This window comes from Variovorax sp. P5_A3 (genome assembly GCF_056400665.1).
On sequence record NZ_JBFUKW010000007.1, the window covers coordinates 113,233 to 139,858 of the forward strand.

The window sequence follows — 26,626 nt, forward strand, 5'->3', positions numbered from 1 at the left end:
CGCAGAAACGCGCCCCTAAGCTCGATTCGAATCATTCGAACAAAGAGCCCGCGGGCGCTACTCATGCTCAATCGCCGTACCTTCACCGTTGCCGCAGCGCTAGGCGCTGCCGCCATCGGGGCACCGCTGGTCCATGGGCAGCCGAAGCTGGAGAAATCGAAGGTATCGATCGCAGTTGGCGGCAAGGCCGCCTTCTACTACCTGCCACTCACCATCTCCGAGCAACTCGGCTACTTCAAGGCCGAAGGTCTTGACGTCGAGATCTCCGACTTCGCCGGCGGTGCACGCGCATTGCAGGCGGTCGTGGGCGGCTCGGCCGACGTCTGCTCGGGTGCCTTCGAGCACACCATCAACCTGCAGGCGAAGAACCAGTACTTCCAGGCCTTCGTACTCCAGGGGCGCGCGCCGCAGATCGCGATCGGCGTCTCGACGAAGAACATGCCGACCTACGCAACCATTGCCGATCTGAAAGGCAAGAAGATCGGCGTGTCGGCGCCCGGTTCGTCCACCAACATGGTGTCCAATCTCGTGCTGTCGCGCGGCGGCCTGAAGGCGAGCGACGTGAGCTACATCGGCGTCGGCGTTGCCGCCGGCGCACTGACGGCGTTGCGTTCGGGGCAGATCGACGCGATCAGCAACACCGACCCCGTGATGACCATGCTCGAGCAGAAGGGCGACGTGAAGATCATCAGCGACACGCGCACGCTCAAGGGTACGCAGGAGGTCTTCGGTGGCCTGATGCCGGCGGCGTGCCTCTATGCATCCTCGGAGTTCATCCAGAAAAATCCCAACACCTGCCAGGCGCTGGCGAATGCCATCGTGCACGGGCTCAAGTGGCTGCAGACGGCGGGGCCGGGCGACATTATCAAGACGGTGCCGGAGACTTATCTGCTGGGCGACCGCGCGCTGTACCTCGCTTCCTTCGACAAGGTGCGCGAAGCGATCGCTACCGACGGACTGGTGCCGGCCGACGGCCCGAAGACCGCCCTGACCGCGATTGCGAGCTTCGATCCCACGGTCAAGGCCGACAAGATCGACTTGTCCAAGCTCTATACCAACGATTTTGCGCGCCGCGCCAAGGACAGGTTCAAAGCCTGACCTCGACGTCCCGCAACCCGGCTCCGGCCGGGTTTTTTCTTGCAAGCCATGGCCGACTACGCGCTCGAACTTCTCGATATCAGCTGCACCTTCCGCTCGAAGGACGACCACAGCCAGCGCTATACCGCAGTCTCCCGCACCACGTTGCGCATCCGCGATGGCGAGTTCGTGTCGGTGGTCGGGCCAACGGGTTGCGGCAAGTCGACCTTGCTCAACGTGGGCGCCGGGCTGCTGGAACCGTCATCGGGCACGGTCAAGGTGTTCGGTGAGCCGCTCGCCGGCATCAATGCACGCGCCGGCTACATGTTCCAGTCGGAAGCGCTGATGCCATGGCGCAGCGCGCTCGACAACGTGATGGTGGGCCTGCAGTACCGCGACGTGCCCGATGCAAAGGCACGCGCGCAGGCCGAGGAATGGCTGGCCCGCGTCGGGCTCGGCGGCTTCGGCGATCGCTATCCGCACCAGCTCTCGGGCGGCATGCGCAAGCGCACGGCGCTCGCGCAGGTGCTTGCCTTGGACCCGGACATCATCCTCATGGACGAGCCGTTCAGTGCCCTGGATATCCAGACGCGGCAGTTGATGGAGAACGAGGTGCTCGACCTGTGGGCGGCGAAGAAAAAGGCCGTGCTGTTCATCACCCACGACCTCGACGAGGCCATTGCGATGAGCGACCGGGTTGTTGTTCTTTCTGCTGGTCCGGCGACGCATCCGATCGGCGAGTTCGCCATCGACCTCCCGAGACCGCGCGACGTGGTAGAGGTCCGTACGGACCCACGCTTTGTCGAACTGCACACGCAGATATGGAACGTCCTGCGCGACGAGGTCCTGAAGGGCTACGCGCAACAGCTCAAGAAAGTTGCTTGAGATGAGGATTCGGCCGAGCGAAAGCAATGCGCGCTTCTGGCAGATCGCGGTGCTGGTCGCGCTGTTGGTCGCCTGGCACGTGGCATCGCGCAACCAGCAGTTCGCGTTCTTCCTCGGCGAGCCGATCCAGGTCACGGGGCGGATCTGGAGCTGGTTCATGCCGGTGGGCATTCCGCCGAATCCTCTGTTCCCCGACGGCTTGGCGGGCAATGCCGACATCTATCTGCATCTGGGCACGACCTTGATAGAGACCGTGCTGGCCTTCGTCATCGGCACCTTGCTGGGTCTCGCCTGCGGCCTCTGGCTCGCATTGGCGCCGACCGCGAGCCTGGTCTTCGACCCCTACATCAAGGCCGCGAACTCGATGCCACGCGTGATCCTCGCGCCGATCTTCGCGCTGTGGTTCGGCCTGGGCATCTGGAGCAAGGTGGCGCTGGCGGTCACGCTGGTGTTCTTCATCGTGTTCTTCAACGTCTATCAGGGCGTGCGCGAGGTCAGTCCGGTGGTGCTGGCCAACGCACGCATGCTCGGCGCGAACCAGCGGCAACTGCTCCGCACGGTCTACCTGCCGAGCGCCACGAGCTGGGTGTTCTCCAGCCTGCACACCTCCGTGGGCCTGGCCTTCGTCGGTGCCGTGGTCGGCGAATACCTGGGGTCCGCGCGTGGTGTCGGCTACCTGATCCTGCAGGCAGAGGGCACTTTCGACGTCAACACCGTGTTCGCGGGCATCGTCGTGTTGACGGCGTTTGCATTGGTGCTCGACGGCATCGTCGGCGTGATCGAGAAGCGCCTCATGAAGTGGCAGCCGCGCAGCGGCGAGACCGAAAAGCTCTGAGGCCGGCGCCCGCCGCCGGCATCCCGCTTCAGCGCTTCTTCTTCGACGGCGTGCCGCCGCGCGGCTCGCGCACGACCTGGGTCGACGAGCTCTTGGAGACCTTGGTTACGTTCTTCGACGGGACGCTCGTGCTCTTCAAAGGCGGCGCGCCGCGCAGGCGTGAGAGGCCCGAGCCGACGCTTGCCGTGCGCGCCGCCTTGACCGGCAGGTACACCACCACGTTGAAGCCCTTCTGGAAGGAATGGTTCGGCTTGACGTCGTTCCATTCGGCAACGTTGGCCGGGTTCAGCTTGTAGCGGCGCGCAATGCTCGCGACGCTGTCCTTGCCACCGGCCTTGACCAGCGTGCGGCGCGTGACGATCTCGGGCTGGAAGCTCAACTGTCCGGTGTCGGCGACGACCGCCGCGACGTCTTCCTGCATACGGGAACTGCGCGGCACGATGAGCGTGGAGCCCGCCTTGATGAGCATCCTCGGCGGGATGCTGTTGATTGCCCGCAGGTCGGCGTCGGCCATGCCGGAGCGTTGGGCGGCATCGGCCACGGTCATGGTCGTGGGCACGGTCCAGGCGGTCCAACTCGCGTACTGGCCCTGCGAGTAGGCCTCGAAGTTGCGCTGGAAGACGGCGGCGTTGTCCCACGGCAGCAGGATTTCCGGCGTGCCCGCCGCGAGCAGGACGGGCTTGTGCGCCGATGGATTGAGCGCGCGGAAGTCCTCGATGTTCACGTCGGCCAGCTTGGCCGCCAGCGTCACGTCGAGGTCCCGCTTGAGCGTCACCGTCTGGAAGTAGGGGTGGTTGGCGATCAGCGGCAGGTCGGCGTTGAAGCGTTCCGGATTCGCGACGATGTTCTTGACCGCCTGCAGCTTGGGCACGTACATCCGCGTCTCGGCGGGCATGGTGAGGTCGCTGTAGGTGGTGGGCAGGCCGGCGCGCTGGTTCTTGGCGATGGCGCGGCCCACGTTGCCTTCGCCCCAGTTGTAGGCGGCGAGGGCGAGTTGCCAGTCGCCAAACATGCCGTAGAGCCTTTGCAGATAGTCGAGCGCCGCGCGCGTGGACGCGACGACATCGCGCCGGTCGTCGCGGAAGATGTTCTGCTTGAGGTCGTAGTCGGTGCCGGTGGCCGGCATGAACTGCCACATGCCCGCGGCGCGCGCGCTGGAGACAGCCTGCGGATTGAAGGCGCTCTCGATGTAAGGCAGCAGCGCGATCTCGGTCGGCATGTTGCGTCGCTCGAGTTCCTCGACGATGTGGAAGATGTAGCGGCTGGAGCGCTCGGTCATGCGCTGCATGTAGTCGGGCCGGCTCGCATACCACTGCTCGCGGTCGCGCACGAGGTCGTTGTCCAGGTCGGGCATCTTGAATCCGCGGCGGATCCGGTCCCACATGTCGGTGGGCGGCGCCAGGGTCACGACGGCACGCGACTTCGCGTCACCGGAGGTGATGGGCGAGAGCGCACCACCCGGGTAGACCGGCGCGGCGCTGCTCGAAGAACCGTTCGAAATGCCCGTGGACGAACCCGTACCGGTGGCGCAGCCTGCGAGGAAGAGAGAGCCCGCAAGGCAGGCGGCAACGATAAGTTTCATCGAAAGTCGTTTTTCCATTGACGCAGCGCGGCGAAGACCTCGGTCTCGGCGGCCTGCGGTGAGAGGCCGGCGTGAGCGTGGACCGCTCGACTGACGGTGGCTTCGCGGCTGCGAAGAAAGGGGTTGATCAGGCGCTCGGTCGAGAGCTGCGAAGGCAGCGTGGGTTCGCCGCGCGCACGCAGTGCTTCGCACCGCGCTGTGTACTGAGTGAGATCGGCGTTGTCCGGTTCCACCGCGCGCGCGAATCTCAGGTTAGCGAGTGTGTATTCGTGCGTGCAGCATACGCGGGTGTTGCCCGGCAGGGCGGCCAGCGCATCGAGCGAGGCCAGCATCTGCGCGGGTGTGCCTTCGAACAGGCGGCCGCAGCCACCCGAGAACAGCGTGTCCCCGCAGAAAACCAGCGGGGCGAGATCGCCCGCGGCGGAATTGCGCGGATCGGCCGGCAGGAAGTACGCGATGTGCCCGGCCGTGTGGCCCGGGACGTCGATCACCTCGAAGCGCAGGCCCAGTACTTCGGCATGGTCGCCATGCGAAAGACGCGCGAATGGCTCCGGAATCTTCTCGCGGGCAGGGCCGAAGACCGGCGCACCGGTGGCTTCGTGCAACGCTGCCACGCCACCCGTGTGATCGGCGTGATGGTGCGTGACTAGAATCGCGGCCAGTTGCAGATTGCCGTGCCCGAGTGCTTCAAACACCGGTGCGGCGTCCCCTGGGTCGACCACGATCGCGTTGCGCCCGTCCTGCAGCATCCAGATGTAGTTGTCGGCGAAAGCGGGCAGCGGAACGAGGGTCATGAGCGGTCAAATTATAGGTTTGCATGATTGGTTCGAGACCCCCCCCGGCCGCTATCTGCTGGCCTGGGAGCAGGCCCAGTTCGACCAGGCGGTGTCCGATCTGTTCGGCTATCACGCGCTTCAGCTCGGCCTTGCCGAGGTCGAGGGACTCCGGACCAATCGCATGCCGCATCGCTGGCTGGCCCTGTCCGACCCGGCGCAGGCGCCGCGTGGCGCGCTGGTGACCGACTTCTCGGCGCTTCCGTTTCCCGCCGCCAGCCTCGACCTCGTCGTGCTGCCGCACACGCTCGAACTCAGTCCCGATCCGCATGCGACGCTGCGCGAAGTCGAGCGGGTGCTGGTGCCCGAAGGCCGTGTGGTCATCTGCGGGCTCAATCCGGCGAGCCTGTGGGGCATGCGGCAACGGCGCGCGCATCTCTACCGTCGTCTCGGCTTCGGCGAACTCTTCCTGCCCGAGGCGGGCGACTTCATCGGCTACCGGCGCATGCGCGACTGGCTGCGCCTGTTGAGCTTCGAGGTCGAATCGGGGCGCTTCGGCGTCTATCGGCCGGCTGTGCGCAGCGAAGCCTGGCTGGAGCGCTGCCGGTGGTTCGACGACGCCGGCGAGCGCTGGTGGCCGATCTTCGGCGCCGTTTACTTTCTGGTGGCGGTCAAGCGCGTGCGCGGATTGCGGTTGCTGAGCGCCGAATGGCGCCGCGCGGCCTCACGCGCCAGCGCGCCCGTCCCGATTGCAGGCAAGATGCACCGCGACAAGACACATCGACAGCAAGAAGGAAACGGTTTTTGAACGAAGTACAGATCTACACCGACGGCGCATGCAAAGGGAATCCCGGCCCGGGCGGGTGGGGTGCATGGCTGAAGTCGGGCGCCACCGAGAAGGAACTCTTCGGCGGCGAGCTCAACACCACCAACAATCGCATGGAACTGCAGGCGGTGATCGAAGGGCTCGCTGCGCTGAAACGCCCCTGCAAGGTCACTCTCTACCTGGACAGCCAGTACGTGCGCATGGGCATCACCGAATGGATCCGCGGCTGGAAGGCCAAGGGCTGGCGCACTTCGACGAAGCAGCCGGTCAAGAATGTCGAACTCTGGCAGCAACTCGACAAGCTGGTGGCCGAGGGTGGCCACCAGATCGAATGGCGCTGGGTCAAGGGGCACTCGGGCGATCCGGGCAACGAGCGCGCCGATGCGCTCGCCAACAAGGGCGTGGACAAGGCGCTGGGGCGGATCTAAATTCGCTCGAGCGGTTCCAGCGCCTCGCCCATGCTGGCCCTGAACAGCAGGTCGTCGGTGATGCGCAGGCGCCGGCTCATCTCGCGACCGATGTTCATCTGGATCAGCGCGAACTGCTCGACGTCACGCTCGAACAGCCGGTAGAGATTGGCCGACGAAAGTTCGATGGCGCTGCAATCCACGTTGGCGCGAACCGAGGCGCTGCGCGGAAAGAGATCCAGCAGGGCCATCTCGCCGAAACAATCGCCCCGGACGAGCCGACGCAGCAGCAAGTCGTGGCCTTGCCAGCTCTTCGACACCGTGACGCGACCGGTCTCCAGCACATACATGCCGCTGGGAGGGTCACCTTCATGAAAGAAGTAGTCGCCTGCCGCGACCTTCACCACCGGAGCGGGGGCCAGCAGGAATTCCAGGGTCTCGCCGCCGATGGCGCCGAAAATGGGCATCTGCTGCATCAACTCGATTCTGGCTGCGAGCATGCGCAACTCCTCGATTCCTCGGTTTCGGGTCGCGAACCTTACACCACGCCGTCGAACATCATCACGTCGACCGAATCGCCCGCGGCCACGCTGCCTTGATCGTGGTGAAGCACGACCAGGCCATTGGCCTCCACCATCGAGCTGAGCACGCCCGAACCCTGGTTGCTGGCGATGCGCACTTCGGGCAGTCCGTCCGGCACGGCCTGCACGCGGCCACGCTGGTATTCGGTGCGTCCGGGCTTCTTGCGGATCGGGTCGATGCTCCTGGCCCGCAGCAGGGGCGGCGGTGAGGAGCAGGTCGCGTTGCAGCCCATCATGCGCAGGAGGGCTGGTCGCACGAAGGCGAGGAAAGTGACCATGACGGCGACCGGATTGCCGGGGAGTCCGAAGAGCACGGCAGGCCCGCGGGCATCGCTTTCCGTCGGAATCAGGCCCACGGCCATCGGACGGCCGGGCCGCATCGCCACGCGCCAGAAGGCCATGTCACCAAGCCGCTGCATGACGGCGCGGGTATGGTCGGCCTCGCCGACGCTGACGCCGCCGCTGGTGATGATCGCGTCGGCTTCGCTGGCCGCCCGGCGCAACGCGGATTCGAGCGCGGCCGGGTCGTCGCGCACGAGTCCGAGATCGATCACTTCGCAGCCCAGGCGCTTCAACAGGCCGAACACGGTGTAGCGGTTGCTGTCGTAGACCGCACCTTCGCGCGGCAACTCGCCCAGGCTCAGGATCTCGTCGCCGGTGGAGAAATACGCCACGCGCAGGCGGCGCACCACGGGCACCATCGGCAAGCCAAGGCTGGCGACCATGCCCAATGCGGCGGGCGAGATGATCTCGCCGCGCTGCAATGCGGGCTTGCCTTGCATCAGGTCTTCACCGGCCAACCTGCGGTTGTCGCCGCGACGCAGTGCGCTGGCCGGAAAACGCACTGCATCACCTGCGATCTGGCAGCACTCCTGCGGAACGACGGTGTCGAGGCCCGCAGGCATCATCGCGCCCGTCATGATCCTTATTGCGTCGCCGACAGCCAGCGTGCCGCGCCAGGCGGCGCCGGCCAGTACCGTGCCCACCACGCGCAGGCTCACCGAAGCGTCACTCGCGGACTTGTCGAGTACCGCGCCATCGAACGCAAAGCCGTCCATCGCCGAGTTGTCGTGCGGCGGCACGCTCACAGGGGAGACGATGTCCTCGGCCAGCACCCGACCGAGTGCGTCCCGCAACGCGATGCGCTCGCTGTCGGTGACGATGGCCTGATCGGCCAGCCGCGCGAGGAAGGCCTGCACGGCATTCACGCCAAGGGCCTCCGGGTCGTACCCGGCCAATGGGGCGGCGATGTCGGCGATGCGGCTCATGGACGGGGACCCATCAGGAACCTTCGAGCGCCTGCAACTCGGCCAGCGTGTTCACGTTGAAGAACGCATTGGGCGCGTCGCCGGGCTGGTCGAAGGGCACGAGCACCGTTCGGTGCTGCGCGGTCCACGCGTGGACCTTGCGACCGCCGACCTCGGTGAATCGAACGAGGCTTTCGAGCAACGAAGCGCGCAGCAGGCAAAACACGGGTTGAGGGCGCAGCACTGTCGCACCGCCGGGTTCGTCCGCGGCTCCGGGTGCGTTCACCATGGCGATCTCGGCGTCCTGAGCGACCAGCGCAGCCGACAGCCGACTCGCAAGGTCGAGCGCAAACAGCGGCGTGTCGCAGGGTACCGTCAGCAGGCAAGGCGTTTCGCAGTGCGCCAGCCCGCTCAGGAAGCCCGCCAGCGGGCCAGGAAAGTCCGCCAGCCCGTCAGGCCACACCGGCACGCCGAAGGACGCATAGGTCGACAGATTCCGGTTGGCGTTCATCATCATCGCGCCGACTTGCCCCCGGAGCCGCCGCACTGCGTTCAGCGCGAGCGGCGTGCCATTGAAGTTCTGCAAGCCCTTGTCGACGCCACCCATGCGCGAGCCGCGCCCGCCCGCAAGCACAAGGCCGGTGATATCGCCGGCAGCGAGGGTAGGAGGCCCGCTCATCCGCCGATGTAGCTCATTTCGACGCGGCGCGGCGCGCCGGCATCGGTGTCGGGCTCGCGCAATGCGCGAAGCTCGGAGTAGCGGTCGGCACGCCCCTGCCAGATGTGGCCGATCTCGGAGGCGATCTGTGCGTCGTCGGCATCGCCGCGCAGCAGCGGGCGCAAATCGTGACCTGCGCTGGCAAAGAGACAGAGATACAGCTTGCCCTCGGTCGAGAGTCGAGCCCGGCTGCAGTCATGGCAGAAGGCCTGCGTCACGCTGCTGATCACGCCGATCTCGCCGCCACCGTCCTGATAGGCCCAGCGCTGCGACGTTTCGCCGAGCGCGCTGGCTTCGAGCGGCGACAGGGGAAATTCCTCGGCAATGCGCCGAATCACCTCGGCAGAGGGCAGGACTTCGTCCATGCGCCAGCCATTGGTCGCACCCACGTCCATGTACTCGATGAACCGCAGCACCACGCCCGTGCCGCGGAAATGGCGCGCCATGGGGAGGATCTCGTGCTCGTTGGTACCGCGCTTGACGACCATGTTGACCTTGATCGGGCCCAGCCCGGCGGCGCGCGCGGCCTCGATCCCCGCCAGCACTTCGGCCACGGGGAAATCCACGTCGTTCATGCCGCGGAACACGGCGTCGTCCAGCCCGTCGAGGCTGACAGTCACGCGCCGGAGGCCGGCGGCCTTGAGCGCGTCCGCCTTGCGACTGAGCAGCGAGCCGTTGGTCGTCAACGTGAGGTCCAGTGGATCGCCTTCAGGCGTGCGAAGCTCGGCCAGTTGCCCGATCAGCACCTCAAGGTTCTTGCGCAGCAGCGGCTCGCCGCCGGTGAGGCGGATCTTGCGCACGCCATGCGACGCGAAGATGCGTGCGAGTCGCGTGATCTCTTCGAAGCTCAGCAACGCGCTGTGGGGCTGATACTTGTAGTCCTTGTCGAACACTTCCTTCGGCATGCAATAGCTGCAGCGGAAGTTGCACCGGTCGGTCACGCTGATGCGCAGGTCGGTCAACGGCCGGGCCATCCGGTCGAGAAGGACGCCGGTGGCGGGAACCAGGTGCCCGGCCGAAGGCGTCGCGCGACGCGCGCGGCCGATCTGGGAAACGTGGACGACATGCTTGCTCATGGGAAAGAGCAATTTAACCCATCGACCCGGCGTGCGCGCGTTCGCGCCTGCTTGACCACAGCGGGGTAAACCATGCCGCTCCTGGCGTTTTTGCGACTTCGCCCCCCCGCGACGAATCTGACCTCGCGGTCAGCCGTGCTTCACCGCGACAGTCTTGAGGGTCGTGAATCCGTACAGCGCCTCGAAGCCCTTTTCGCGGCCATAGCCCGAGGACTTGACGCCGCCGAAGGGCAGCTCGACGCCTCCGCCCGCGCCGTAGTTGTTGATGAACACTTGCCCGCTCTTCACGCGCTTGGCCATGCGGAACTGGCGTGCGCCGTTGTTCGTCCAGATGCCGGCAACCAGGCCGAACTGCGTGGCGTTGGCGAGCGCCACCGCCTCGTCCTCATCGCGGAACGACATTGCGGCCAGCACCGGGCCGAAGACTTCTTCCTGCGCAAGCCGGTGGTCGACGGGCACGTCGCGCAGGAGCGTGGGCGCCTGGTAGAAGCCGGTCTCCGGTGCTTCGTCGACGACGACGCCCGTCGCCACCATCGGGATGCCGGCGACGTGAGCGTCCGACAGGAAGTCCCACACACGCTGCTGCTGCGTCTGGCGGATGAGCGGGCCCACGTCCAGGTCCATCGCCGCCGGGCCGACCCGCAGCGCTTCGAAAGCATGGCCGAGGCGTTCGAGCAGCGGTTCGTAGATCCCGGCCTCGATGAGGACGCGCGAGCCGGCGGAGCAGGTCTGCCCGGCGTTCTGCACGATGGCGTTGATCAGCACCGGGATGGCCGCGCTGAGGTCGGCGTCCGCAAAGATGATCTGTGGGCTCTTCCCGCCCAGTTCGAGCGTGACGGGGCAATGGCGCTCGGCGGCTACTTGCTGGATCAGCGTGCCCACCTTCGGACTCCCGGTGAAGCTGATGTGGTCGATGCCCGCGTGCCGGGCCAGCGAATCGCCGACTTCATGGCCATAGCCTGTCACGATGTTGAGCGCACCGGGCGGGAAGCCGGCCTCGGCCGCGAGTTGCGCCACGCGGATCAGGGAAAGGCAGGCGTCTTCCGACGGCTTGACCACGCACACGTTGCCCGCGGCCAGTGCGCCGCCAACGCTGCGCCCGAAGATCTGCATCGGGTAGTTCCACGGAATGATGTGGCCGGTGACGCCGTGCGGCTCGCGCCAGGTGAAGACGCTGTAGCCGTCCTGGTAGGGAATGGTCTCGCCATGCAGCTTGTCGCAGGCGCCCGCATAGAACTCGAAATAGCGCACCAGGGCCAGCGCATCGGCGCGGGCCTGCTTCACGGGCTTGCCGCAGTCGCGTTGCTCGATGAGCGCCAGCTCGTCGACGTGCTCGGCGATCTTCTGCGAGAGCCTGTAGAGCAGGCGCCCGCGATCGGCGGCGCTGACCTTGTGCCAGGTCGTCTCGAAGCAGTGCCGCGCAGCGCGCACGGCGGCATCGATGTCGGCGGCGTTGCTGCGCTGCAGTTCGTCGAAGGTCTGGCCGTCGGAGGGGTCGATCACCGGCAGCGTGCGGCCGGACGAGGAAGCAACGCTTTCGTTGCCGATGTAATTGAGTTGCATGGGGGAAATCTTAGCGAGCTCCCGCCATGTCGCCGCCGCCGTCTCTCTCTCTAGCGCGCGGCGGTGCTCTTCGGCAGGGCACGGATCGCGTTGAGCATGCGCTCCACGTGTCTGTCCGGACTCAGGTTCTGGTAGTAGTAGGCGACGTTGCCGTTGGGTGCGACTACGTAAGAGAGACGGTTGGCGAAATCGGGCCGTGTCTGCATCACCGCATCGAATCCCTCGATGACCGTCTTCGACTGGTCGGACGCGACCGGGAAACGGCTCTGGCACGACTTGACCGAGAACTTCGTGAGCGTGTCGATGTCGTCGGCGGAGACACCGATCACCGATGCACCCAGTGCGCTGAACTGGTCGATCGCTTCGGCGAAGGCGTGCGCCTCGATGGAGCAGTCGGTGGAGTCTGCCGCAGGAAAGAAATACACCACCACCGGACCCTTGGCGAGCGCTTCGGCCAGTGAGTAGCGGAAGGTCTTGCCGCCCAGGGCCGCCGTGGCGGTGAACTTTGGCACCGGATCGCCGATGTCCAGCGCGGCCAGGGCGGGAGGCGCCACGGCCGCCGCGAGTGTCAGCAATGCGGCGCGCGCGAAGATCGATAGCATCATGATGTAACCCCGAATGACGGCGTTTCGAATTCTAGGACTGGCGACCACGTCGTGTGGGAAGAGGCCGTCGCCAGGATGCGGGCGCGATCAACATGAGCACCCAGTGAAAGACGACATGAAACCAGGCCCGATTCGCTTGATCAGGCTGGCGCTGCTGTTTGCCGCGATCGCGCTGCTGGCCGCCTGCGGCTCGTTGCCGATGGCGCCCAAACGGACGACCGAATTCGCACCCCAGCCCGACAAATCGACCCCGCTCGCGAAGATCGTGGCCGATTCCACGCCGCCCGACGAGCACTCCGGTTTCCGGCTGATGCCGCTGGGCGTTTACTCGCTGGATGCACGCATCCAGCTGGCCCGCAGGGCGCAGGTTTCGCTGGTCGTCCAGTACTACCAGCTCGAGAACGACGCCACCGGCCGTCTGCTGATGCGGGCGCTTCGCGAGGCCGCGGCGCGGGGCGTCAAGGTGCGCCTCCTGGTGGACGACCTCTACACTGCCAAGAGCCAACAGCCGCTCTTGGCGCTGGCCCAGACGCCGAATATCGAGGTGCGCCTCTTCAATCCCTTCTGCTGCGGACGGGACGGGTTCGTGTCGCGCTTCGCCGCATCGCCGCAGGAGATCCCGCGGCTCAACCACCGCATGCACAACAAGCTCTTCATCGCCGACGGCGTGATGGCCGTGGTGGGCGGGCGCAACATTGCGGACGAGTATTTCGTGCTCAGCCCCGCGCAGAACTTCATCGACATGGACGCCCTGGTGGTCGGCAAGGTGGTGCGGGAGCTGGAGCTGATCTTCGACGCCTATTGGAACGCCGAGGAGGTGTGGCCGATCCAGGAGATCGTGAAAGGCGAGGGCGGCCGCAACCCCGGGCCGAATGACTTCGACCACTGGATCGGCATGAGCTCGATGCCACCGAAAATCGAGCTGCCTCCCTCGGACATCCTCGGCTACGGACCGATCGGCGAAGAGCTGGACGCCGGGCGCATGGGCCTGCTGTGGGGCGAGGCCCACGCCGTTGCCGACCCGCCGAACAAGCCAAGCTACATGACCGCAGACGAGGCGTTTTCGACCAGCGTGACCATGAAGGTCTGGGAACTGCTGCTCGAAGCAAAGTTCGAGGTGGACCTGACTTCGCCTTACCTGGTGCCGGGCGAGAGGGGCATGGTGGCGTTCGACGATCTGTCCAACCGCAAGGTGAAGCTCACGCTCCTGACCAATTCACTGGCTGCGACCGACGAGCCCCTGGTGCACACCGGTTATGCCCGCTACCGTCGGCGGCTGCTGCTCGGGGGTGCGGATCTTTACGAATTGAGTCCCGCGCGGACGATGGCCAACGAACGATTCGGCTCGTTCGGCAGTTCCCTGGGTCGCCTGCACGCCAAGACGGCGGCCATCGACGGGCGGCGTGTCTTCATCGGTTCGATGAACCTCGACCCGCGTTCCGCGACGCAGAACACCGAGATGGGCGTGGTGGTCGACAGCCCCCAGCTCGCGCGAGAGATGCTCCGCGTCATCAAGATCAGCAAATTGCAGAACTCCTACCGGCTGCGGCTGTCCAAGAACACGGGCACGCTCGAATGGCTCACCAACGATGGCGAAAAAGAGATCATCCTGACCGTCGAGCCGGAATCAGGCTTTTTCCTGCGCTTCTACAACAAGCTCCTCGCACCGATCGTTCCTGAAATGCTGTTGTAATCGCCGGATTGGCCAAGCCGCTTCGTCCCCTTGCAAATCACACGCTTCGCCTCAAATGCTGGCCATGAACGATACCCAAACCCCTGCGCACAAGACCGACCTGGCTGTGACGCATGTGCTCGCCCAGCTCCTCGAGCGGCTCGAGCACAGCGCCGTGCCGGTGGGCGCCGAGCAATATCGCTCGGTCGTGATGCACCTTGTCGACGAATTCCGCGATGTGGAGCCGGGCGCCCAGCTCGGTCAATTGCTGGATGCCTACCCGGCGGCCTCCGAGGTGTATGAAAACATGAACTACCAACACGCCGGCCTGTGCCGCTCGGCTCTCGACACCTCGCTGTCGGCCGAACTGGCAGCCAAGTCCGCCATCGAGCGCGCCATGCGTCGCGCCGGACCGGAAACCGCCCATGAGTAAGGCCGAAGTCAAGACGGCGGTCGTGGCCGACGGGCTGCGCTACAAGGCGAAGGCGCCGGGCTCGCCGTTTCGCGCGTCGGCTTCATTCAGCGGCGCGACGATGTCCTGCTTCATGTGCGGCAAGCATCGTGTGCGTTCACAGATGCGCACCCGGCAGCTGTTGGGCAAGTCGCAGACGGTCTGCGCGCCGTCCTGCAAGGCGCTGGACGAATTGGTGGAATCAGGCGGGGCCTGATCCCCATTTCGGGGCGCCTAATTCGCGGATGTGACGCGGATTTGACGCCCGATTTTTAGTACTTCGTACCGCCTATCAATTCCGAAGAATTCGATCTACAGTTGGAAACAATTGATGCTGCCAATATGCATCAATACCAAAGTTCTAATTTTTGGTCGATTCAATGATCCCAATTCATTCGTCAGCCTTTCAAGGTCTGGGTTCGCGTCGATTGCACGTCAAAGGACGGACCCTGTGAGCCGCCCGCGTCACGTCATCATGCAGGTCGTCAAGCGCTCGGGCGGCGCCACGCACCACGTCGAGTTCTGCATGGACGACAACTTCGCCGAGCGCCTGCGACAACTGCGCTCGCTGGTGCCTCCGCTCAATGCGCTCAATAAGCAACGCGATCTCGTCATCGACAAGGTGCGTGTGCGCATGCCGACGGCGGTCTGGCGCTGCGGCGGGGACATCGACAGCTCGGTGGAAGGCTCGTGCATCGTCATCGCGGCCGAGGGCTTCTTCAATTGCGGCGCCAAGGACCGCAAGACGAAGGAAAAGCTCGTCACCTACACCTTCCCGATTTCGCGCCTGATCGAGCTGCACATGGAGCGGCCGGCGGGCGAGACCTTCTACATCCGCGACGGCATCTTCACCAACGACGAGCCGGCCGAATCGGCGGCAGGTCGCTGGGTCGCATCGCTGCACGAACTCGAAGAGATGCGCGTGCCCGAGGCGCCATCCGATTTCGACACGCTCCAGGGCGTGCCGCTGCGTACGGAACAGGGCGCGCTGCCCGCCCACGGCATCAGGATGAACTGACCGCGGCCGAGGGTGGCCGCGGAAGGCATCGACTACTGGATCTTGACTTCGACCCGGCGGGCCTCAGCAGGGGGGCCGTCGGCGGTGGTCTGTTCGGGCTTCGCGAGCTCGACCTTGTCCTCCGGCACGCCGGCCATCTTGAGCGCGGCACCGACTGCGATCGCGCGCTGCTTGGCGAGCTCCGCATTCTTCGCGGCATCGCCTGAAGCGTCGTGATAGCCGCTCACGAGCACCCGGCTGCCGCTTTGCACGGCCTTCACGATGTCGACCAGGGCCTCGCTCGAACCCACCGGCACTTCCGCGCTGCTGGTCGCGAAGTAGAACTTGACCACGCCGCCTTCGTTCTTGATCGAGGCGCCCGTATCGGCCGCGGCGACCGGTGCGGCAGCAGGCACCGCAGCCGCGGGTGCGGGAGGTGCGACAGCCGGCGCGGCGGGCGCTGCAGGCGCGGTTGCTGCGGGTGGCGCGGCGTGCGGTGCCATCGCGCCCGCGTCCCCGGCATGGAACTTGACCACCAGCGGCACGATCAGCAGCGCCACGATGTTGATGATCTTGATCAGCGGGTTGACCGCGGGGCCGGCGGTGTCCTTGTAGGGGTCGCCCACGGTGTCGCCGGTCACGGCGGCCTTGTGCGCCTCGGAGCCCTTGCCGCCGTGGTGGCCGTCCTCGATGTACTTCTTGGCGTTGTCCCAGGCGCCGCCGCCCGTGCACATGGAGATCGCGACGAACAGGCCGGTCACGATGGTGCCCATCAGCAGGCCGCCGAGCGCCTTCGGTCCAAGCACGAGGCCGACCAGGATCGGCACGACCACGGGCAGCAGCGAGGGGATCATCATTTCCTTGATCGCCGCACCGGTCAGCATGCTCACGGCGCGGCCGTATTCGGGCTTGCCGGTGCCTTCCATGATCCCGGGGATCTCGCGGAACTGCCTGCGCACTTCCTCCACCACGGAGCCGGCCGCTCGACCCACGGCTTCCATGGCCATCGCGCCGAAGAGGTAGGGGATCATGCCGCCGATGAAGAGGCCCACGATCACCATCGGGTCGCTCAGGTTGAAGCTGATGTTCAGCCCGAAGCTCTCGAGCTTGTGCGTGTAGTCGGCAAAGAGCACCAGCGCAGCGAGTCCGGCCGAACCGATCGCATAGCCCTTGGTGACGGCCTTGGTGGTGTTGCCGACCGCGTCGAGCGGGTCGGTGATGTCGCGCACGCTCGCCGGCAGCTCCGACATCTCGGCGATGCCGCCGGCGTTGTCGGTGATGGGGCCGTAGGCGTCGAGCGCGACCACGATGCCGGCCATGCTCAGCATCGCAGTGGCCGCCACGGCAATGCCGTAGAGGCCGCCCAGCATGTACGAAGCCAGGATCGCGATGCACACGCAGATCACCGGCCAGGCGGTGGAGCGCATCGACACGCCGAGGCCGGCGATGATGTTCGTGCCGTGGCCGGTGGTCGAGGCCTGCGCAATGTGGCGCACCGGCGAGTATTGCGTGCCGGTGTAGAACTCGGTGATCCACACGAGCGCGGCGGTCAGCGCGAGGCCGACGAAGCACGCGCCGAACAGCTTGAGCTGGCTGCCGGAGTCCGCGATCGCGTTGTCTGGAATCAGCCAGCTCGTGACGAACCAGAAGGCGATCAGCGACAGGATGCCCGCGACCGCGAGGCCCTTGTAGAGCGCCGGCATCACGTTGACCATGCCCGGCGAGGCCTTCACGAAGAAGCAGCCGATGATCGAGGCAATGATCGACACTCCGCCGAGTGCCAGCGGGTACATCACCGCATTCACCGGCGCCGCGGTCACCATCAGCGCGCCGAGCACCATGGTGGCGATCAGCGTCACCGCATAGGTCTCGAACAGGTCGGCCGCCATGCCGGCGCAGTCGCCGACGTTGTCGCCCACGTTGTCGGCGATCACGGCCGGGTTGCGCGGATCGTCCTCGGGGATGCCGGCTTCGACCTTGCCCACCAGGTCGGCGCCGACGKCGGCGCCCTTGGTGAAGATGCCGCCGCCGAGCCGCGCGAAGATCGAGATCAGCGACGAGCCGAAGGCAAAGCCGATCAGCGGATTGAGCAGTGTCGCGAAGTTCTTGTCCGGCGTGACGCCGCCCGCGAGGAACCAGTAGAAGGCCGACACCCCCAGCAGGCCCAGCCCCACCACCAGCATGCCGGTGATGGCGCCGCCCCGGAAGGCGACGTCAAGTGCCGCGCCGATGCCTTGCGTGGCAGCCTGCGCGGTGCGCACATTGGCGCGCACCGAGACGTTCATGCCGATGAAGCCGCAAGCGCCCGAAAGCACCGCGCCGATGATGAAGCCCACCGCGGTGGTCACGTCGAGGAAGATCCCGATCAGGATCGCGAGCACCACGCCGACGATGGCGATGGTGCGGTACTGCTTTGCGAGGTAGGCCGCTGCGCCGGTCTGGATGGCCGCCGCGATTTCCTGCATCCGGGGATTGCCCGGGTCTTTCGAAAGAATCCAGCTGCGCGCCCAGAACCCATAGGCTACGGCCACGAGGCCGCAGACGATGGCGAGGACGAGAGGGGTGTTGCCAGTCATGCCTTAGCTTCTCCAGTAGTTCGTTTCGTAACTTGTGGAGACGTCAGCCTGACTGTGCGCAACGCGTACGGGTCAGAGCTTCCGTCGCGTTGCTTCCTCGAAGCCCCGGTGCCGCAAGGGCATGGGACCGATTGGCCAACGCGGCCAATTTACAGGCAAAAGTCGCGTTTTGTGCGACCGCGCTGTGACATGGAAAGTAAACTTCGGGTTTGTCCGCATCCTGCAAGCAACACTTTTAACTACTCCCAAAGACACACACCATGTCCCTCGGCCAAGTTTCCCCCGGTAAAGACGCACCCGAAGCCTTCAATGTCGTCATCGAGATCCCGATGAACGCCGACCCGATCAAGTACGAAGTCGACAAGGAATCGGGCGCGATCTTCGTGGACCGCTTCATGACCACCGCGATGCACTACCCCACGAACTACGGCTACGTGCCGCAGACGCTGTCCGGCGACGGCGATCCGGTCGACGTGCTGGTGATCACGCCCTGGGCACTGGTTCCCGGCGTGGTGGTGCCGTGCCGTCCCATCGGCATCCTGATGATGGAAGACGAGGCCGGCGTTGATGGCAAGGTGCTTGCCGTGCCGACCGACAAGGTGCTGCCCATCTACAGCCACTGGAAGAAGGTCGAGGACGTGAACCCGATGCGCCTGAAGGCCATCACGCACTTCTTCGAGCACTACAAGGACCTCGAGGCCGGCAAGTGGGTCAAGGTGCTGGGCTGGGAAGGCATCGACGCCGCAAAGAAGGAAATCGTGGACGGCATCGCGAACTACCAGAAGTAAGTTTCAGGGCCGGCTATTTGCCAGTTGAGAGAAGCGCCTCGCGGCATCGGTCGCGAGGCGCTTTTTCAATGGTGCCTGCTCGGCGCTGCTGCCCTGCACGAGCCGACCGACGCCGCGCCGGCCATGTATCGGCAGGCCTTCGACGCGGCACCTTGATCTGGCGCAATACAAGTCGATGTCGAAACGACCAGCATCGAAGGTCACGAGTTGTCCACCACCGCACGGCATGACGCACGCTACCCTCCGCATCATTCGCGACGAGCATTCGGCACTTTCTGCCATGCTGCGTTCGATCCTCCTGCTGCTTGCGGAGCACCGTCGCAACGGCACGCTGCCCGATTTCGGAGCCCTGCGGGCCATGCTCTTCTACGTCGACGAGTTTCCCGAGAAGCGCCATCACCGCAAGGAGTCCGAACTGCTGTTCCCGAAGCTGCGGGCGCGAACCCCGATGTCGCGCGAGTTGCTCGACCGGCTGGACGAGGACCATGCGCGCGGGGAACGAAGGATCCGCGATGTCGAGCACGACTTGCTCGCGTTCGAGATGATGGGCGAGGCGCGCCGGGCGGCCTTCGAGCAGTCGGTGGAACGGTTCGCGAATTTCTATCAGGTCCACATGGCGATGGAGGAGCGCGAGATCCTGCCCCTGGCCGAAAGGGTCCTGACCGAGGACGACTGGCAGGAACTGGATGCGGCGTTCACCGCCAACCGCGACCCGCTCACGGGCTGCGAGCCGGAGGCCGACTACAGCGCGCTGTTCACGCGGATCGTGAATGCCGTGCCGGCACCGATCGGCCTGGGCGCATCACGCTAGCCTGGCCACACCCTCATGCGGGCCGGCGAAACGGGCTGCGCTCGTCCAGGTGCTCCATGTAGTTCTCGATGCCCGCACCCTCGCGCTCCAGGAATCGCTCCACCGCATCCGCGAATGCCGGGTGAGCCAGCCAGTGCGCGCTGGTGGTCATCACGGGCATCAGGGCACGCGCCATCTTGTGTTCCCCCTGTGCGCCTCCTTCGAACCGCTCGACGCCGTGTTCGATGCACCATTGCAAGGGCTGGTAGTAGCAGGCCTCGAAGTGCAGGCAATCCACGCGTTCGATCGCACCCCAGTAGCGGCCGTAGGCCACGAGTGGACGTTCGGAGGCGTCGTCGCCGCCCAGGCCCGCGGAGAGCGCGATCAGGCTCGACGCGATCGGCTTGCCGTCACGCTCGGCGACGAAGAGCAGCCACGCCTCGGGCATGCTGGACGCCATGCGATGGAAGAAGTCGCGGTTCAGGTACGGCGGGTTGCCGTGCTCGCGATAGGTGCGGGCATAGCAGCGATAGAAGAAGTCCCAGTCGGCGTCGCTGATGTCGGTGCCTCGCGACCAGCGGAAGCGCACGCCGGCATCGTGGACCTTGCGGCGCTCCTGCCGGATTTTCTTGCGCTTGTCGTGCGAGAGGCTGGCAAGGAAGGCGTCGAAGTTCGTCCAGTACACCCCCTCGAGGGGCAGCGAAGGCACGTCAGTGCCGAGCGTGGGGGCGATGTTCGTCCAGTGGAACTGCACTGTGTGGCGCAGCATCAGGCCGGCTTCCGAGCAGGCCGCGATGTCCTCGTCGGCGCCGAAGAGCAGATGCAGCGACGAGACTTTCGCCTGCTTGCACCAAGCAACCAATGCCTCGGCCAGAAGGGTGCGGCTCGCCTCATCCCGCGCGAGCAGGCGTGCACCCGGCACGGGCGTGAACGGCACGGCGACGACGGCCTTGGGGTAATAGGACAGCCCATGCTGCTCGTAGGCGTTCGCCCAGGCCCAGTCGAACACGTACTCGCCGTAGGAATGGTCCTTGATATAGAGCGGGCAGGCGGCGAAGAGCACCTTGCCGCGCCAGAGCGTGATGAAGTGCGTCGTCCATCCGCTGGCTGGCGATGCGCTGCGGCTGGCGTCCATCGCGTTGAGGTAGGCGTGCCGCATGAAGGGGGAGGGCGCAGCCTGCAGGGCCAGCAGGCCGTCCCAGGCGCTTGCATCGATTTCCGATACCGAACTGTGAATGCGGATGACAGGATCGCTCACTGGAGTCTCGTCAACGCTTGTCGGCCCCGAGGCTCTCGGCGATGTAGATGCCGCCCAGCACCAGTGCCAAGGCGACAGCATGGAAGGCCGACAGCGGCTCGCCAAGAATCAGGACGGCCAGCAAAGGTCCGAAGATCGGAACCAGGTTGAGGAACACGCCGGCCCGTGCGGGCCCGATCAGCCCGACCGCCTGGATGAAGGTGACCTGCGAGATGAACGAAGGCAGCAGGCCGATGAAGAGCACCAGCGCGATGCCCTTGGCGGTCGGCATGAAGAACTGTCCCATCGCGATTTCAGCCGCCACGAGCGGCAGCGACACGATGCATGCCACCGCGGCAGTGGCCGCGAAGAAGACGATGGCCGGCACTTGAGGACGCCTGCGCAGGCCGAGCGCGTAGCCGGCATACAGCAGGCACGCGACGATCATCCAGACGTCGCCGATGTTGAAGTCCAGTTGCGCCAGCAGGGCGAGTTGTCCGCGCGATGCGACGACTGCAATTCCCGCAAGCGTGAGCATGATGCCCACGATCTGCAGGCCGGTGATGCGGCTGCCGAAGAAGAGAAAGCTACCCACCAGTACGAGCACCGGAATGGTGCCCTGGATGATCGCGATGTTGATCGCCGTCGTGTGGTGTGCCGCCGCGTAGAAGAGCGCGTTAAAGCCGGTGAAACCGAACGCGCCCATGAGCGTGATGGCGCGCCACGATGGCAGGAGCGTGCGCCAGTGCATTGCGATCTGCTGGCGCGACGTGAGCCAGAGCGCGAGGCAGCAGACGATCCATCGCGAGAAGGTCAGCATCATCGGCGAGATCTCGCCCACCGCGAGTCGGGCCGCAACCGCGTTGGCACCCCACGTCAAAGTGGTGAACACCAGCAGCAGGTAGGCCTGGCCCTGGGGCCGTGGAACGAAGGTGTCGAAGAAGCTGGCGAGGGAAGATCCGGTGCGCATCGCCTGTCGAGGGTAACAGCCCCTGCGATCGCGCGTGCGCGAGGGGTCGCGGGCATGTCGCAAAGGGGCCGATGACATAATCGTCCAGCCCTTTGTTGCCTCCTCATGAGACTGAAACTCGCGGTCGCGCAGCTCAATTTCGTGGTCGGTGATCTCGCCGGTAACGCACGGAAGATCGTCGACGCGGCACGATCCGCCTACGAGCAAGGTGCTCGCCTGCTGCTCACCCCTGAGTTCTCGATCTGCGGCTACGCGGCCGAGGACATGTTCCTCCGACCGGCCTTCGTATCAGCCTGCGTTGACGCCGTCAGGGCGGTCGCGACCGAACTCGCGGACCTCGACGGCATGGTCGTCGTGGACAGCCTGCCGCCCTACGACATCCTCGACGGGATCCTGGCGCGCTACATGGAAGACGACGAGGGCATCGACGAGATCATCGCGGCGGGCTACGACCACGCCATCGTCGAGCGGGTGGCCCGCCTGATCAAGATCAACGAGTACAAGAGACGCCAGGCGCCGGTGGGAATCCGGGTCACCCATCGCAGCTTCGGCAAGGATTGGCGCTACCCTATCACCAGCAAGTTCAACGAAACCGCCGGAAGAAAGACCGTATGAAGCAAATCACCGCCATCCTCAAACCGTTCAAGCTCGATGACGTGCGCGAGGCCCTGGCCGAGGTGGGTGTCACCGGCCTCACCGTGACCGAGGTCAAGGGTTTCGGGCGCCAGAAGGGCCACACGGAGCTCTACCGGGGCGCCGAATACGTGGTCGACTTCCTGCCTAAGATGAAGGTGGAAGTGGTCGTGAACGAGGTGGACGTGGATCGCTGCGTCGACGCCATCGTCAGCGCGGCCCGCACGGGCAAGATCGGCGACGGCAAGATCTTCGTGACGAACGTGGAGCGCGTCGTGCGCATCCGGACCGGCGAAGAGGACGAAGCGGCGGTCTAGGGCTCGCCCCCAGGCTGCGCGCACTTCGTGTCGCTTCGCCTACCCCCTGCCGGGGGCAACACCGACGGCCCGGCAGAGCCGGTTCCGTGGTGTTCCTGAGTTCGCCCCCAGGCTGCGCGCACTTCGTGTCGCTTCGCCTACCCCCTGCCGGGGGCAACACCGACGGCCCGGCAGAGCCGGTTCCGTGGTGTTCCTGAGCTCGCCCCCAGGCTGCGCGCACTTCGTGTCGCTTCGCCTACCCCCTGCCGGGGGCAACACCGACGGCCCGGCAGAGCCGGTTCCGTGGTGTTTCTGGACTCGGTCGCCGCTGGCCCGCTTTAGGCGCTGCGGTTAGAGGACTTCTGCCAGTTTATCGCCGCGCGGATGGCGGCCCACTTCGTCTCTTAGCGCTTCGAGCAGGGGCGTTGCTTCTGCGCCGGTGCGGACCAGGTCCATTTGCCATTCGCCCATGAAGCCCTCGCGCACGCTGTGCGAAAGGAAGGCCAGGAGCGCGTCGTAGTAGCCGTCGACGTTCAGGATGCCAACGGGCTTGTCGTGGTAGCCGAGCTGGCGCCAGGTCCAGATCTCGAACAGTTCCTCAAGGGTGCCGATGCCGCCGGGCAGGGCGATGAATGCGTCGGCGCGTTCGCCCATCATGGCCTTGCGCTCGTGCATGGTGTCGACGACGTGCAACTCGTCGCTCTGGCGGTTGGCGAGTTCCTTGTCGACCAGGGCCTTGGGGATGATGCCGACGACGCGGCCGCCTGCGGCGCGGGTGGCCTCGGCGACGGTGCCCATCAGGCCGGTGCGGCCGCCACCGTAGACCAGTTGGCCGCCATGCTCGCCGATCCAGCGGCCGACCGACTGGGCCACGGCCGTGAATTCAGGACGCTCGCCGGGTCGGGAGCCGCAATACACACAAATTGAAAAAGAGGGAGTCATCCCGCCATCATGCCGCGCTCGTGCGTCGACTATGTGGCGAAGCGTTGCCAGAGCGCCGCGATCCAGACGCCGCTGCAAAGCAGGATGGAAAGCAGCACGGCGGCGCTGCCGAGGTCCTTGGCAGTCTTGGAGAACGAATGCCACTCCGGACCGACGCGATCGATGGCGGCTTCGATGCCGCTGTTGAGCAGTTCCACGATCAGCACGAGGACCACGGTCGCCACAAGAAGCGCGATTTCGACCCAGCCACGTCCGATCCAGAAGGCCGCCGGCACCATGACGATGGCGCAGGCGACTTCCTGCCGGAATGCGGCTTCGCGCCAGCCGGCACGAAAGCCGTCGAAGGAAATGAGTGTGGCATGCCAGACACGGGCCAGACCTCGCCGCGTTTTCTGCGGGTTGACGGGGTCGGCGTCGCTCATCGCCTGCTGAGGGGCCTGGAGGCGATCAGCCGGGTACCGGCCCACGCGTCGTGCCAGAACTGGCGCTGGGGATGGAATCGCGCGAGGAGGGCCCAGACGAACACCCAGCCGAGGATCAGCACCGCCGACTCGCCGCCCGACAGCTTGAACGGCGAGATGGCCGCGAGCGGCGGCAGAAACCAGATCCAGCTCAGCAGATAGCGCAGCAGGGCGCGACCCTGGCTGAGCGGGCGGCCGAAGCGGTCGACCACGCGGATGCCCCAGGTCTTCATGGCCAGCGTCTGCCCATGGGCCCAGAACCAGACGAAGTACACGCCGAAGACGATGAAAAGGAAGCCCTGCAGCAGGTGCCGGCGCGAATCCATCGCATCGCGCATCTGGCCCAGCGTGCTGAACAGCCAGCCGGCAACGAACACCACGGCAAAAAGCAGCATGCCTTCGTAAAGCCAGCAGGCCATCCGGCGCCAGAGGCCGGGCGCGATGAGCTTCGTCTGAATCTGAGTGGATGCTTCGTCGGAAGCCGGTCGATCGGGGGCGGGGCTGCCGGAGGAACTGGGGGTCATCGACACCTTGACACTTGCATCACGGTGCGGACGAGGGCTGCTCGGTCACACGCACCGGCGGAACGGCTGGGGCCGGTACGTCCGCGACCGGCGTGGCGGAAGTCGACGGCGCCGGCACCTGCGCCTCGGCGCTCACCGGCGGCGAGACTGGCGCGGGCCCGGCGGGCGCAGCGGGCGCACGCGCCGCCGCCGTCATGGGCGCCGGCGGAGGCGCCAGCTGGATGCGGGGCGTGTGCTGGCCGTTGGGCCCGAGTGCGGGAACGGGTGCGAGCTTCTGGGCCGGGACGGGTCGAATCGTGGGCGCCGCACCCGGCGTGCTCACCGTGCTGGCCCGCGCTGCGAGCTTGCCTTTTTCCTCGTCGCTCAGCGCCTGGTAGGCCTCCCACTTGGCCTTGCGCTCATCCACCGGGACCTGCTTGACGTCGGCGAAGTTGAGCCGCGCCTGCGCGCGCTGCTGGTTGCTCAGGCTCGCCCACTCGGTCATCCGGCTGTGGAGGACCTCCTGGTCGGCGGCGGGCAGCTTGGCGTAGTCGCGCGAGATCGCCAGCCACTTGCGCTTGTGTGGCTCTGTCAGTTCATCCCAGTAGGCGGCAAGCGGCTCCAGGGCCCGTTGCTGGCGCGTCGTGAGGTCGCGCCAGAGCGGCTTCGCGACGGTCGGCTTGGCAGGCGTCGTGTTCGCCTGCGTGGAGGACGCAGCGGGCTTGTTCGGTTGTGCCTTGGCGGAAGTTGCCATGAAGCCCGCGCCCGCCAACAGCAGACCCGCGATCACCCATGCGCCATGCGTCCAGACGCACGGACGCGCCAAACTGAGCGCTTCGGCGCGAGGAAGAGGGCGTTGCGGCATTCGGCGGTGAGCGATCAGCGTTCGGATGTGGCTTCGGTCTTCAGGAACTGCGCAAAACCGGGGTCGGTATAGGCCGCCGGCGGCAGATCGTCGGTGAGCAGGGCCGAGTCGACCTCGGCGAGTTCGTTGGCCCGGTTCTCCTCCTGCATGACGCTGATGGCCACGAGCCCGGCGACCAGGGCCACCAGCGGGATGACCGAGCCGATACGCGTCCACCACCAGCCGGCGCCCAGCACCGCCGTGCGGCCGTTCGACACCACCGCGGGGGCGGTACGCAACTGCGGAACCAGCTTGCGGCGAGCCACGGCCTGCACCCGGGCGGCCCGTAGGCGCTCGCCGACCTCGTGCGACAACTCGAGATTGCCGGCGGTGAGGCGGCTGGCAACACGCCGCCCGAATTGCTCTTCGAGCGCGGCGGAGGAGGCAGAAAGCGTTGTATTCATAGCGAAATTCCCTTGGCCTTGAGCGCTTTGCTCAAGGCATGAACGGCACGCGAGCAATGGGTCTTGACGCTCCCTTCGGAGCAACCCATCGCGGCGGCCGTTTCGGCGACATCCATTTCCTCCCAGTAACGCATCAGAAAGGCCTCGCGTTGACGGCCGGGCAGGGCGGCGATCTCTTCCTCGATCTCGCGGAAGATCTGGGCGCGCCGGGTCGTGTCCTCGGCGCTCTCGGTTTCGCGCGTGTCCATGGGGAGGTCGACGTGTCCGAGCAGGTCGAAATCACCGTCGTCGTCCATTGATTCGAAGTCGCTCAGGTTCGAGAACAACGCCCGGCGAGTTTTCTGGCGCCGGAACCAGTCGAGGGTGGAATTCGAGAGGATCCGCTGAAACAGAAGAGGCAATTCGCTGGCCGGCTTGTCGCCGTAGTGCTCGGCCAGTTTCATCATGCTGTCCTGAACGATGTCGAGCGCCGCCTCCTCGTCCCGCACGTGATAGACGGAGCGCTTGAAAGCGCGCCGTTCGACACTCTTCAGGAAGTCGGAAAGTTCTTGTTCAGTGGCCAAGCGAGTCCGGCGCCGGGGGAGCGCCGCGTGGGATGTGTCTCTGTGGGACGTTGGTGTTTTTGCCGCCGCGGATTATGCCTGCGCACTCGGATTGGCTTTGTTCGAGTTGCCAGGGGTGCTTCCGATGTCATAATCCGCGCTGCAAGTCAAAAGGCAAACGGGTCACGGTCCGGCGGTATGACAAATCCGCTCATGGTTGTGGCCTCAAGTCCTGACGCGGCTTCACAAGAGCTGGCGAAGGGGCACCCAAGGTTTTTCGTTCCC

At 65.7% G+C, this 26,626-nt stretch carries 30 protein-coding genes and 2 pseudogenes; 15 read left to right on the forward strand and 17 right to left on the reverse strand.

Features of this window, described 5'->3' with window-relative positions; genetic code table 11:
• Positions 1–63 precede the first annotated feature (63 nt).
• From AC1D3B_RS12900 to AC1D3B_RS12910, 3 genes are read left to right on the forward strand one after another with little or no spacing between them, the layout of a single operon-like run.
• Positions 64–1,098, forward strand: a complete 1,035-nt coding sequence (locus tag AC1D3B_RS12900; RefSeq protein WP_478191059.1) for an ABC transporter substrate-binding protein — start codon at positions 64–66, stop codon at positions 1,096–1,098.
• Positions 1,099–1,146: 48 nt separating this feature from the next.
• Positions 1,147–1,962, forward strand: coding sequence for an ABC transporter ATP-binding protein (locus AC1D3B_RS12905; protein WP_478191185.1), 816 nt, complete (start codon positions 1,147–1,149; stop codon positions 1,960–1,962).
• Between the two features lies 1 nt (position 1,963).
• Positions 1,964–2,797, forward strand: a complete 834-nt coding sequence (locus AC1D3B_RS12910) for an ABC transporter permease (RefSeq protein WP_478191060.1) — start codon at positions 1,964–1,966, stop codon at positions 2,795–2,797.
• Between the two features lie 28 nt (positions 2,798–2,825).
• Here the strand turns inward: AC1D3B_RS12910 and AC1D3B_RS12915 are convergent, their stop codons facing one another.
• Positions 2,826–4,379, reverse strand: a complete 1,554-nt coding sequence (locus AC1D3B_RS12915; RefSeq protein WP_478191061.1) for a transglycosylase SLT domain-containing protein — start codon at positions 4,377–4,379, stop codon at positions 2,826–2,828.
• Positions 4,376–5,173 carry a hydroxyacylglutathione hydrolase gene (gene gloB, locus AC1D3B_RS12920; protein ID WP_478191062.1) on the reverse strand — a complete coding sequence of 266 codons (798 nt, stop codon included), beginning with the start codon at positions 5,171–5,173 and terminating at the stop codon, positions 4,376–4,378. Before gloB ends, AC1D3B_RS12915 begins: the two co-directional genes overlap by 4 nt.
• On the opposite strand from gloB, the gene AC1D3B_RS12925 reads away from it, so the two are divergent.
• Both AC1D3B_RS12925 and rnhA read left to right on the forward strand, forming a co-directional pair.
• A complete protein-coding gene (locus AC1D3B_RS12925) occupies positions 5,172–5,960 on the forward strand; it encodes a class I SAM-dependent methyltransferase (RefSeq protein ID WP_478191063.1) in 789 nt (262 codons plus the stop codon). The genes gloB and AC1D3B_RS12925 overlap by 2 nt on opposite strands.
• Positions 5,957–6,406, forward strand: a complete 450-nt coding sequence (gene rnhA, locus AC1D3B_RS12930) for a ribonuclease HI (RefSeq protein WP_028253889.1) — start codon at positions 5,957–5,959, stop codon at positions 6,404–6,406. Before AC1D3B_RS12925 ends, rnhA begins: the two co-directional genes overlap by 4 nt.
• Here rnhA and AC1D3B_RS12935 read toward each other — a convergent pair.
• From AC1D3B_RS12935 to AC1D3B_RS12960, 6 genes are all read right to left on the reverse strand, one after another.
• Positions 6,403–6,885 (reverse strand): Crp/Fnr family transcriptional regulator, encoded by a 483-nt coding sequence (locus AC1D3B_RS12935; protein WP_478191064.1) that lies wholly within the window; start codon positions 6,883–6,885, stop codon positions 6,403–6,405. The genes rnhA and AC1D3B_RS12935 overlap by 4 nt on opposite strands.
• Before the next feature lie 38 nt (positions 6,886–6,923).
• The gene (gene moeA, locus AC1D3B_RS12940; protein WP_478191065.1) at positions 6,924–8,234 is read right to left on the reverse strand and encodes a molybdopterin molybdotransferase MoeA; all 1,311 of its coding nucleotides are present in this window, start codon (positions 8,232–8,234) and stop codon (positions 6,924–6,926) included.
• A gap of 13 nt (positions 8,235–8,247) precedes the next feature.
• Positions 8,248–8,892, reverse strand: a complete 645-nt coding sequence (gene mobA / locus AC1D3B_RS12945; RefSeq protein WP_478191066.1) for a molybdenum cofactor guanylyltransferase MobA — start codon at positions 8,890–8,892, stop codon at positions 8,248–8,250.
• Positions 8,889–10,007 carry a GTP 3',8-cyclase MoaA gene (gene moaA / locus AC1D3B_RS12950; RefSeq protein WP_478191067.1) on the reverse strand — a complete coding sequence of 373 codons (1,119 nt, stop codon included), beginning with the start codon at positions 10,005–10,007 and terminating at the stop codon, positions 8,889–8,891. Before moaA ends, mobA begins: the two co-directional genes overlap by 4 nt.
• Positions 10,008–10,136: 129 nt before the next feature.
• The gene (locus tag AC1D3B_RS12955) at positions 10,137–11,570 is read right to left on the reverse strand and encodes an aldehyde dehydrogenase family protein (RefSeq protein WP_478191068.1); all 1,434 of its coding nucleotides are present in this window, start codon (positions 11,568–11,570) and stop codon (positions 10,137–10,139) included.
• Positions 11,571–11,620: 50 nt separating this feature from the next.
• Complete coding sequence (locus tag AC1D3B_RS12960) at positions 11,621–12,175, reverse strand: peroxiredoxin (protein ID WP_478191069.1); 555 nt, start codon at positions 12,173–12,175, stop codon at positions 11,621–11,623.
• Between the two features lie 115 nt (positions 12,176–12,290).
• Here AC1D3B_RS12960 and AC1D3B_RS12965 point away from each other — a divergent pair, with 115 nt between their 5' ends.
• The 4 genes from AC1D3B_RS12965 to AC1D3B_RS12980 all read left to right on the forward strand — a co-directional run bounded on the left by AC1D3B_RS12965 (position 12,291) and on the right by AC1D3B_RS12980 (position 15,316).
• Positions 12,291–13,868 carry a phospholipase D-like domain-containing protein gene (locus AC1D3B_RS12965; RefSeq protein WP_478191070.1) on the forward strand — a complete coding sequence of 526 codons (1,578 nt, stop codon included), beginning with the start codon at positions 12,291–12,293 and terminating at the stop codon, positions 13,866–13,868.
• Between the two features lie 64 nt (positions 13,869–13,932).
• The gene (locus AC1D3B_RS12970) at positions 13,933–14,280 is read left to right on the forward strand and encodes a hypothetical protein (protein WP_435519172.1); all 348 of its coding nucleotides are present in this window, start codon (positions 13,933–13,935) and stop codon (positions 14,278–14,280) included.
• Positions 14,273–14,515, forward strand: a complete 243-nt coding sequence (locus tag AC1D3B_RS12975; protein ID WP_286565993.1) for a hypothetical protein — start codon at positions 14,273–14,275, stop codon at positions 14,513–14,515. The genes AC1D3B_RS12970 and AC1D3B_RS12975 overlap by 8 nt, the downstream gene beginning before the upstream one ends.
• Before the next feature lie 234 nt (positions 14,516–14,749).
• Complete coding sequence (locus tag AC1D3B_RS12980) at positions 14,750–15,316, forward strand: hypothetical protein (protein WP_478191071.1); 567 nt, start codon at positions 14,750–14,752, stop codon at positions 15,314–15,316.
• 32 nt (positions 15,317–15,348) lie between these two features.
• Here AC1D3B_RS12980 and AC1D3B_RS12985 read toward each other — a convergent pair whose 3' ends face one another.
• Complete coding sequence (locus tag AC1D3B_RS12985) at positions 15,349–17,871, reverse strand: sodium-translocating pyrophosphatase (protein ID WP_478191072.1); 2,523 nt, start codon at positions 17,869–17,871, stop codon at positions 15,349–15,351.
• A 260-nt stretch (positions 17,872–18,131) separates the two neighbouring features.
• Here AC1D3B_RS12985 and ppa point away from each other — a divergent pair, with 260 nt between their 5' ends.
• The 3 genes from ppa to AC1D3B_RS13000 all read left to right on the forward strand — a co-directional run bounded on the left by ppa (position 18,132) and on the right by AC1D3B_RS13000 (position 19,470).
• Entirely contained in the window at positions 18,132–18,659 is a 528-nt protein-coding gene (gene ppa / locus AC1D3B_RS12990) for an inorganic diphosphatase (RefSeq protein ID WP_478191073.1), read from the forward strand.
• Between the two features lie 24 nt (positions 18,660–18,683).
• Entirely contained in the window at positions 18,684–18,815 is a 132-nt protein-coding gene (locus AC1D3B_RS12995; RefSeq protein ID WP_478191074.1) for a hypothetical protein, read from the forward strand.
• A gap of 70 nt (positions 18,816–18,885) precedes the next feature.
• Positions 18,886–19,470, forward strand: a complete 585-nt coding sequence (locus AC1D3B_RS13000; protein ID WP_478191075.1) for a hemerythrin domain-containing protein — start codon at positions 18,886–18,888, stop codon at positions 19,468–19,470.
• Positions 19,471–19,483: 13 nt separating this feature from the next.
• Here the strand turns inward: AC1D3B_RS13000 and AC1D3B_RS13005 are convergent, their stop codons facing one another.
• Both AC1D3B_RS13005 and AC1D3B_RS13010 read right to left on the reverse strand, forming a co-directional pair.
• Positions 19,484–20,707: a GNAT family N-acetyltransferase gene (locus tag AC1D3B_RS13005; RefSeq protein ID WP_478191076.1), complete on the reverse strand. Its 1,224-nt coding sequence runs from the start codon at positions 20,705–20,707 to the stop codon at positions 19,484–19,486.
• Positions 20,708–20,717: 10 nt separating this feature from the next.
• On the reverse strand, positions 20,718–21,656 hold the full coding sequence (locus AC1D3B_RS13010) for a DMT family transporter (RefSeq protein ID WP_478191077.1): 939 nt from the start codon (positions 21,654–21,656) through the stop codon (positions 20,718–20,720).
• A gap of 105 nt (positions 21,657–21,761) precedes the next feature.
• On the opposite strand from AC1D3B_RS13010, the pseudogene AC1D3B_RS13015 reads away from it, so the two are divergent.
• The 3 genes and pseudogenes from AC1D3B_RS13015 to AC1D3B_RS13025 form a co-directional block, all read left to right on the forward strand.
• Positions 21,762–21,968, forward strand: a pseudogene (locus AC1D3B_RS13015) (nitrilase-related carbon-nitrogen hydrolase); the annotation flags it as partial.
• 45 nt (positions 21,969–22,013) lie between these two features.
• A pseudogene (locus AC1D3B_RS13020) lies at positions 22,014–22,271 on the forward strand (NAD+ synthase); the annotation flags it as partial.
• The gene (locus AC1D3B_RS13025; RefSeq protein ID WP_478191078.1) at positions 22,268–22,606 is read left to right on the forward strand and encodes a P-II family nitrogen regulator; all 339 of its coding nucleotides are present in this window, start codon (positions 22,268–22,270) and stop codon (positions 22,604–22,606) included. The pseudogene AC1D3B_RS13020 and the gene AC1D3B_RS13025, both read left to right, overlap by 4 nt.
• A 330-nt stretch (positions 22,607–22,936) precedes the next feature.
• Here the strand turns inward: AC1D3B_RS13025 and AC1D3B_RS13030 are convergent, their stop codons facing one another.
• The 6 genes from AC1D3B_RS13030 to AC1D3B_RS13055 form a co-directional block, all read right to left on the reverse strand.
• Positions 22,937–23,527: an LOG family protein gene (locus AC1D3B_RS13030; RefSeq protein ID WP_478191079.1), complete on the reverse strand. Its 591-nt coding sequence runs from the start codon at positions 23,525–23,527 to the stop codon at positions 22,937–22,939.
• 29 nt (positions 23,528–23,556) lie between these two features.
• Entirely contained in the window at positions 23,557–23,949 is a 393-nt protein-coding gene (locus AC1D3B_RS13035; protein ID WP_478191080.1) for a diacylglycerol kinase, read from the reverse strand.
• The gene (locus tag AC1D3B_RS13040; protein WP_478191186.1) at positions 23,946–24,407 is read right to left on the reverse strand and encodes an RDD family protein; all 462 of its coding nucleotides are present in this window, start codon (positions 24,405–24,407) and stop codon (positions 23,946–23,948) included. The genes AC1D3B_RS13035 and AC1D3B_RS13040 overlap by 4 nt, the downstream gene beginning before the upstream one ends.
• A gap of 124 nt (positions 24,408–24,531) precedes the next feature.
• The gene (locus AC1D3B_RS13045) at positions 24,532–25,245 is read right to left on the reverse strand and encodes a DUF3106 domain-containing protein (protein ID WP_478191081.1); all 714 of its coding nucleotides are present in this window, start codon (positions 25,243–25,245) and stop codon (positions 24,532–24,534) included.
• Positions 25,246–25,370: 125 nt separating this feature from the next.
• Complete coding sequence (locus AC1D3B_RS13050; RefSeq protein ID WP_478191082.1) at positions 25,371–25,799, reverse strand: DUF3619 family protein; 429 nt, start codon at positions 25,797–25,799, stop codon at positions 25,371–25,373.
• Positions 25,796–26,362 (reverse strand): RNA polymerase sigma factor, encoded by a 567-nt coding sequence (locus tag AC1D3B_RS13055; protein ID WP_478191083.1) that lies wholly within the window; start codon positions 26,360–26,362, stop codon positions 25,796–25,798. Before AC1D3B_RS13055 ends, AC1D3B_RS13050 begins: the two co-directional genes overlap by 4 nt.
• Positions 26,363–26,626: the final 264 nt, after the last annotated feature.

Bases quoted from the DNA above. Each gene is read 5' to 3' on its own strand.
- AC1D3B_RS12900 (WP_478191059.1), top strand. From the start codon at position 64: ATGCTCAATCGCCGTACCTTCACCGTTGCCGCAGCGCTAGGCGCTGCC.
- AC1D3B_RS12905 (WP_478191185.1), top strand. From the start codon at position 1,147: ATGGCCGACTACGCGCTCGAACTTCTCGATATCAGCTGCACCTTCCGC.
- AC1D3B_RS12910 (WP_478191060.1), top strand. From the start codon at position 1,964: ATGAGGATTCGGCCGAGCGAAAGCAATGCGCGCTTCTGGCAGATCGCG.
- AC1D3B_RS12915 (WP_478191061.1), bottom strand. From the start codon at position 4,379: ATGAAACTTATCGTTGCCGCCTGCCTTGCGGGCTCTCTCTTCCTCGCA.
- AC1D3B_RS12925 (WP_478191063.1), top strand. From the start codon at position 5,172: ATGAGCGGTCAAATTATAGGTTTGCATGATTGGTTCGAGACCCCCCCC.
- gloB (WP_478191062.1), bottom strand. From the start codon at position 5,173: ATGACCCTCGTTCCGCTGCCCGCTTTCGCCGACAACTACATCTGGATG.
- AC1D3B_RS12935 (WP_478191064.1), bottom strand. From the start codon at position 6,885: ATGCTCGCAGCCAGAATCGAGTTGATGCAGCAGATGCCCATTTTCGGC.
- moeA (WP_478191065.1), bottom strand. From the start codon at position 8,234: ATGAGCCGCATCGCCGACATCGCCGCCCCATTGGCCGGGTACGACCCG.
- mobA (WP_478191066.1), bottom strand. From the start codon at position 8,892: ATGAGCGGGCCTCCTACCCTCGCTGCCGGCGATATCACCGGCCTTGTG.
- moaA (WP_478191067.1), bottom strand. From the start codon at position 10,007: ATGAGCAAGCATGTCGTCCACGTTTCCCAGATCGGCCGCGCGCGTCGC.
- AC1D3B_RS12955 (WP_478191068.1), bottom strand. From the start codon at position 11,570: ATGCAACTCAATTACATCGGCAACGAAAGCGTTGCTTCCTCGTCCGGC.
- AC1D3B_RS12960 (WP_478191069.1), bottom strand. From the start codon at position 12,175: ATGATGCTATCGATCTTCGCGCGCGCCGCATTGCTGACACTCGCGGCG.
- AC1D3B_RS12965 (WP_478191070.1), top strand. From the start codon at position 12,291: ATGAAACCAGGCCCGATTCGCTTGATCAGGCTGGCGCTGCTGTTTGCC.
- AC1D3B_RS12970 (WP_435519172.1), top strand. From the start codon at position 13,933: ATGAACGATACCCAAACCCCTGCGCACAAGACCGACCTGGCTGTGACG.
- AC1D3B_RS12975 (WP_286565993.1), top strand. From the start codon at position 14,273: ATGAGTAAGGCCGAAGTCAAGACGGCGGTCGTGGCCGACGGGCTGCGC.
- ppa (WP_478191073.1), top strand. From the start codon at position 18,132: ATGTCCCTCGGCCAAGTTTCCCCCGGTAAAGACGCACCCGAAGCCTTC.
- AC1D3B_RS13000 (WP_478191075.1), top strand. From the start codon at position 18,886: ATGACGCACGCTACCCTCCGCATCATTCGCGACGAGCATTCGGCACTT.
- AC1D3B_RS13010 (WP_478191077.1), bottom strand. From the start codon at position 21,656: ATGCGCACCGGATCTTCCCTCGCCAGCTTCTTCGACACCTTCGTTCCA.
- AC1D3B_RS13025 (WP_478191078.1), top strand. From the start codon at position 22,268: ATGAAGCAAATCACCGCCATCCTCAAACCGTTCAAGCTCGATGACGTG.
- AC1D3B_RS13030 (WP_478191079.1), bottom strand. From the start codon at position 23,527: ATGACTCCCTCTTTTTCAATTTGTGTGTATTGCGGCTCCCGACCCGGC.
- AC1D3B_RS13035 (WP_478191080.1), bottom strand. From the start codon at position 23,949: ATGAGCGACGCCGACCCCGTCAACCCGCAGAAAACGCGGCGAGGTCTG.
- AC1D3B_RS13040 (WP_478191186.1), bottom strand. From the start codon at position 24,407: ATGGCCTGCTGGCTTTACGAAGGCATGCTGCTTTTTGCCGTGGTGTTC.
- AC1D3B_RS13045 (WP_478191081.1), bottom strand. From the start codon at position 25,245: ATGGCAACTTCCGCCAAGGCACAACCGAACAAGCCCGCTGCGTCCTCC.
- AC1D3B_RS13050 (WP_478191082.1), bottom strand. From the start codon at position 25,799: ATGAATACAACGCTTTCTGCCTCCTCCGCCGCGCTCGAAGAGCAATTC.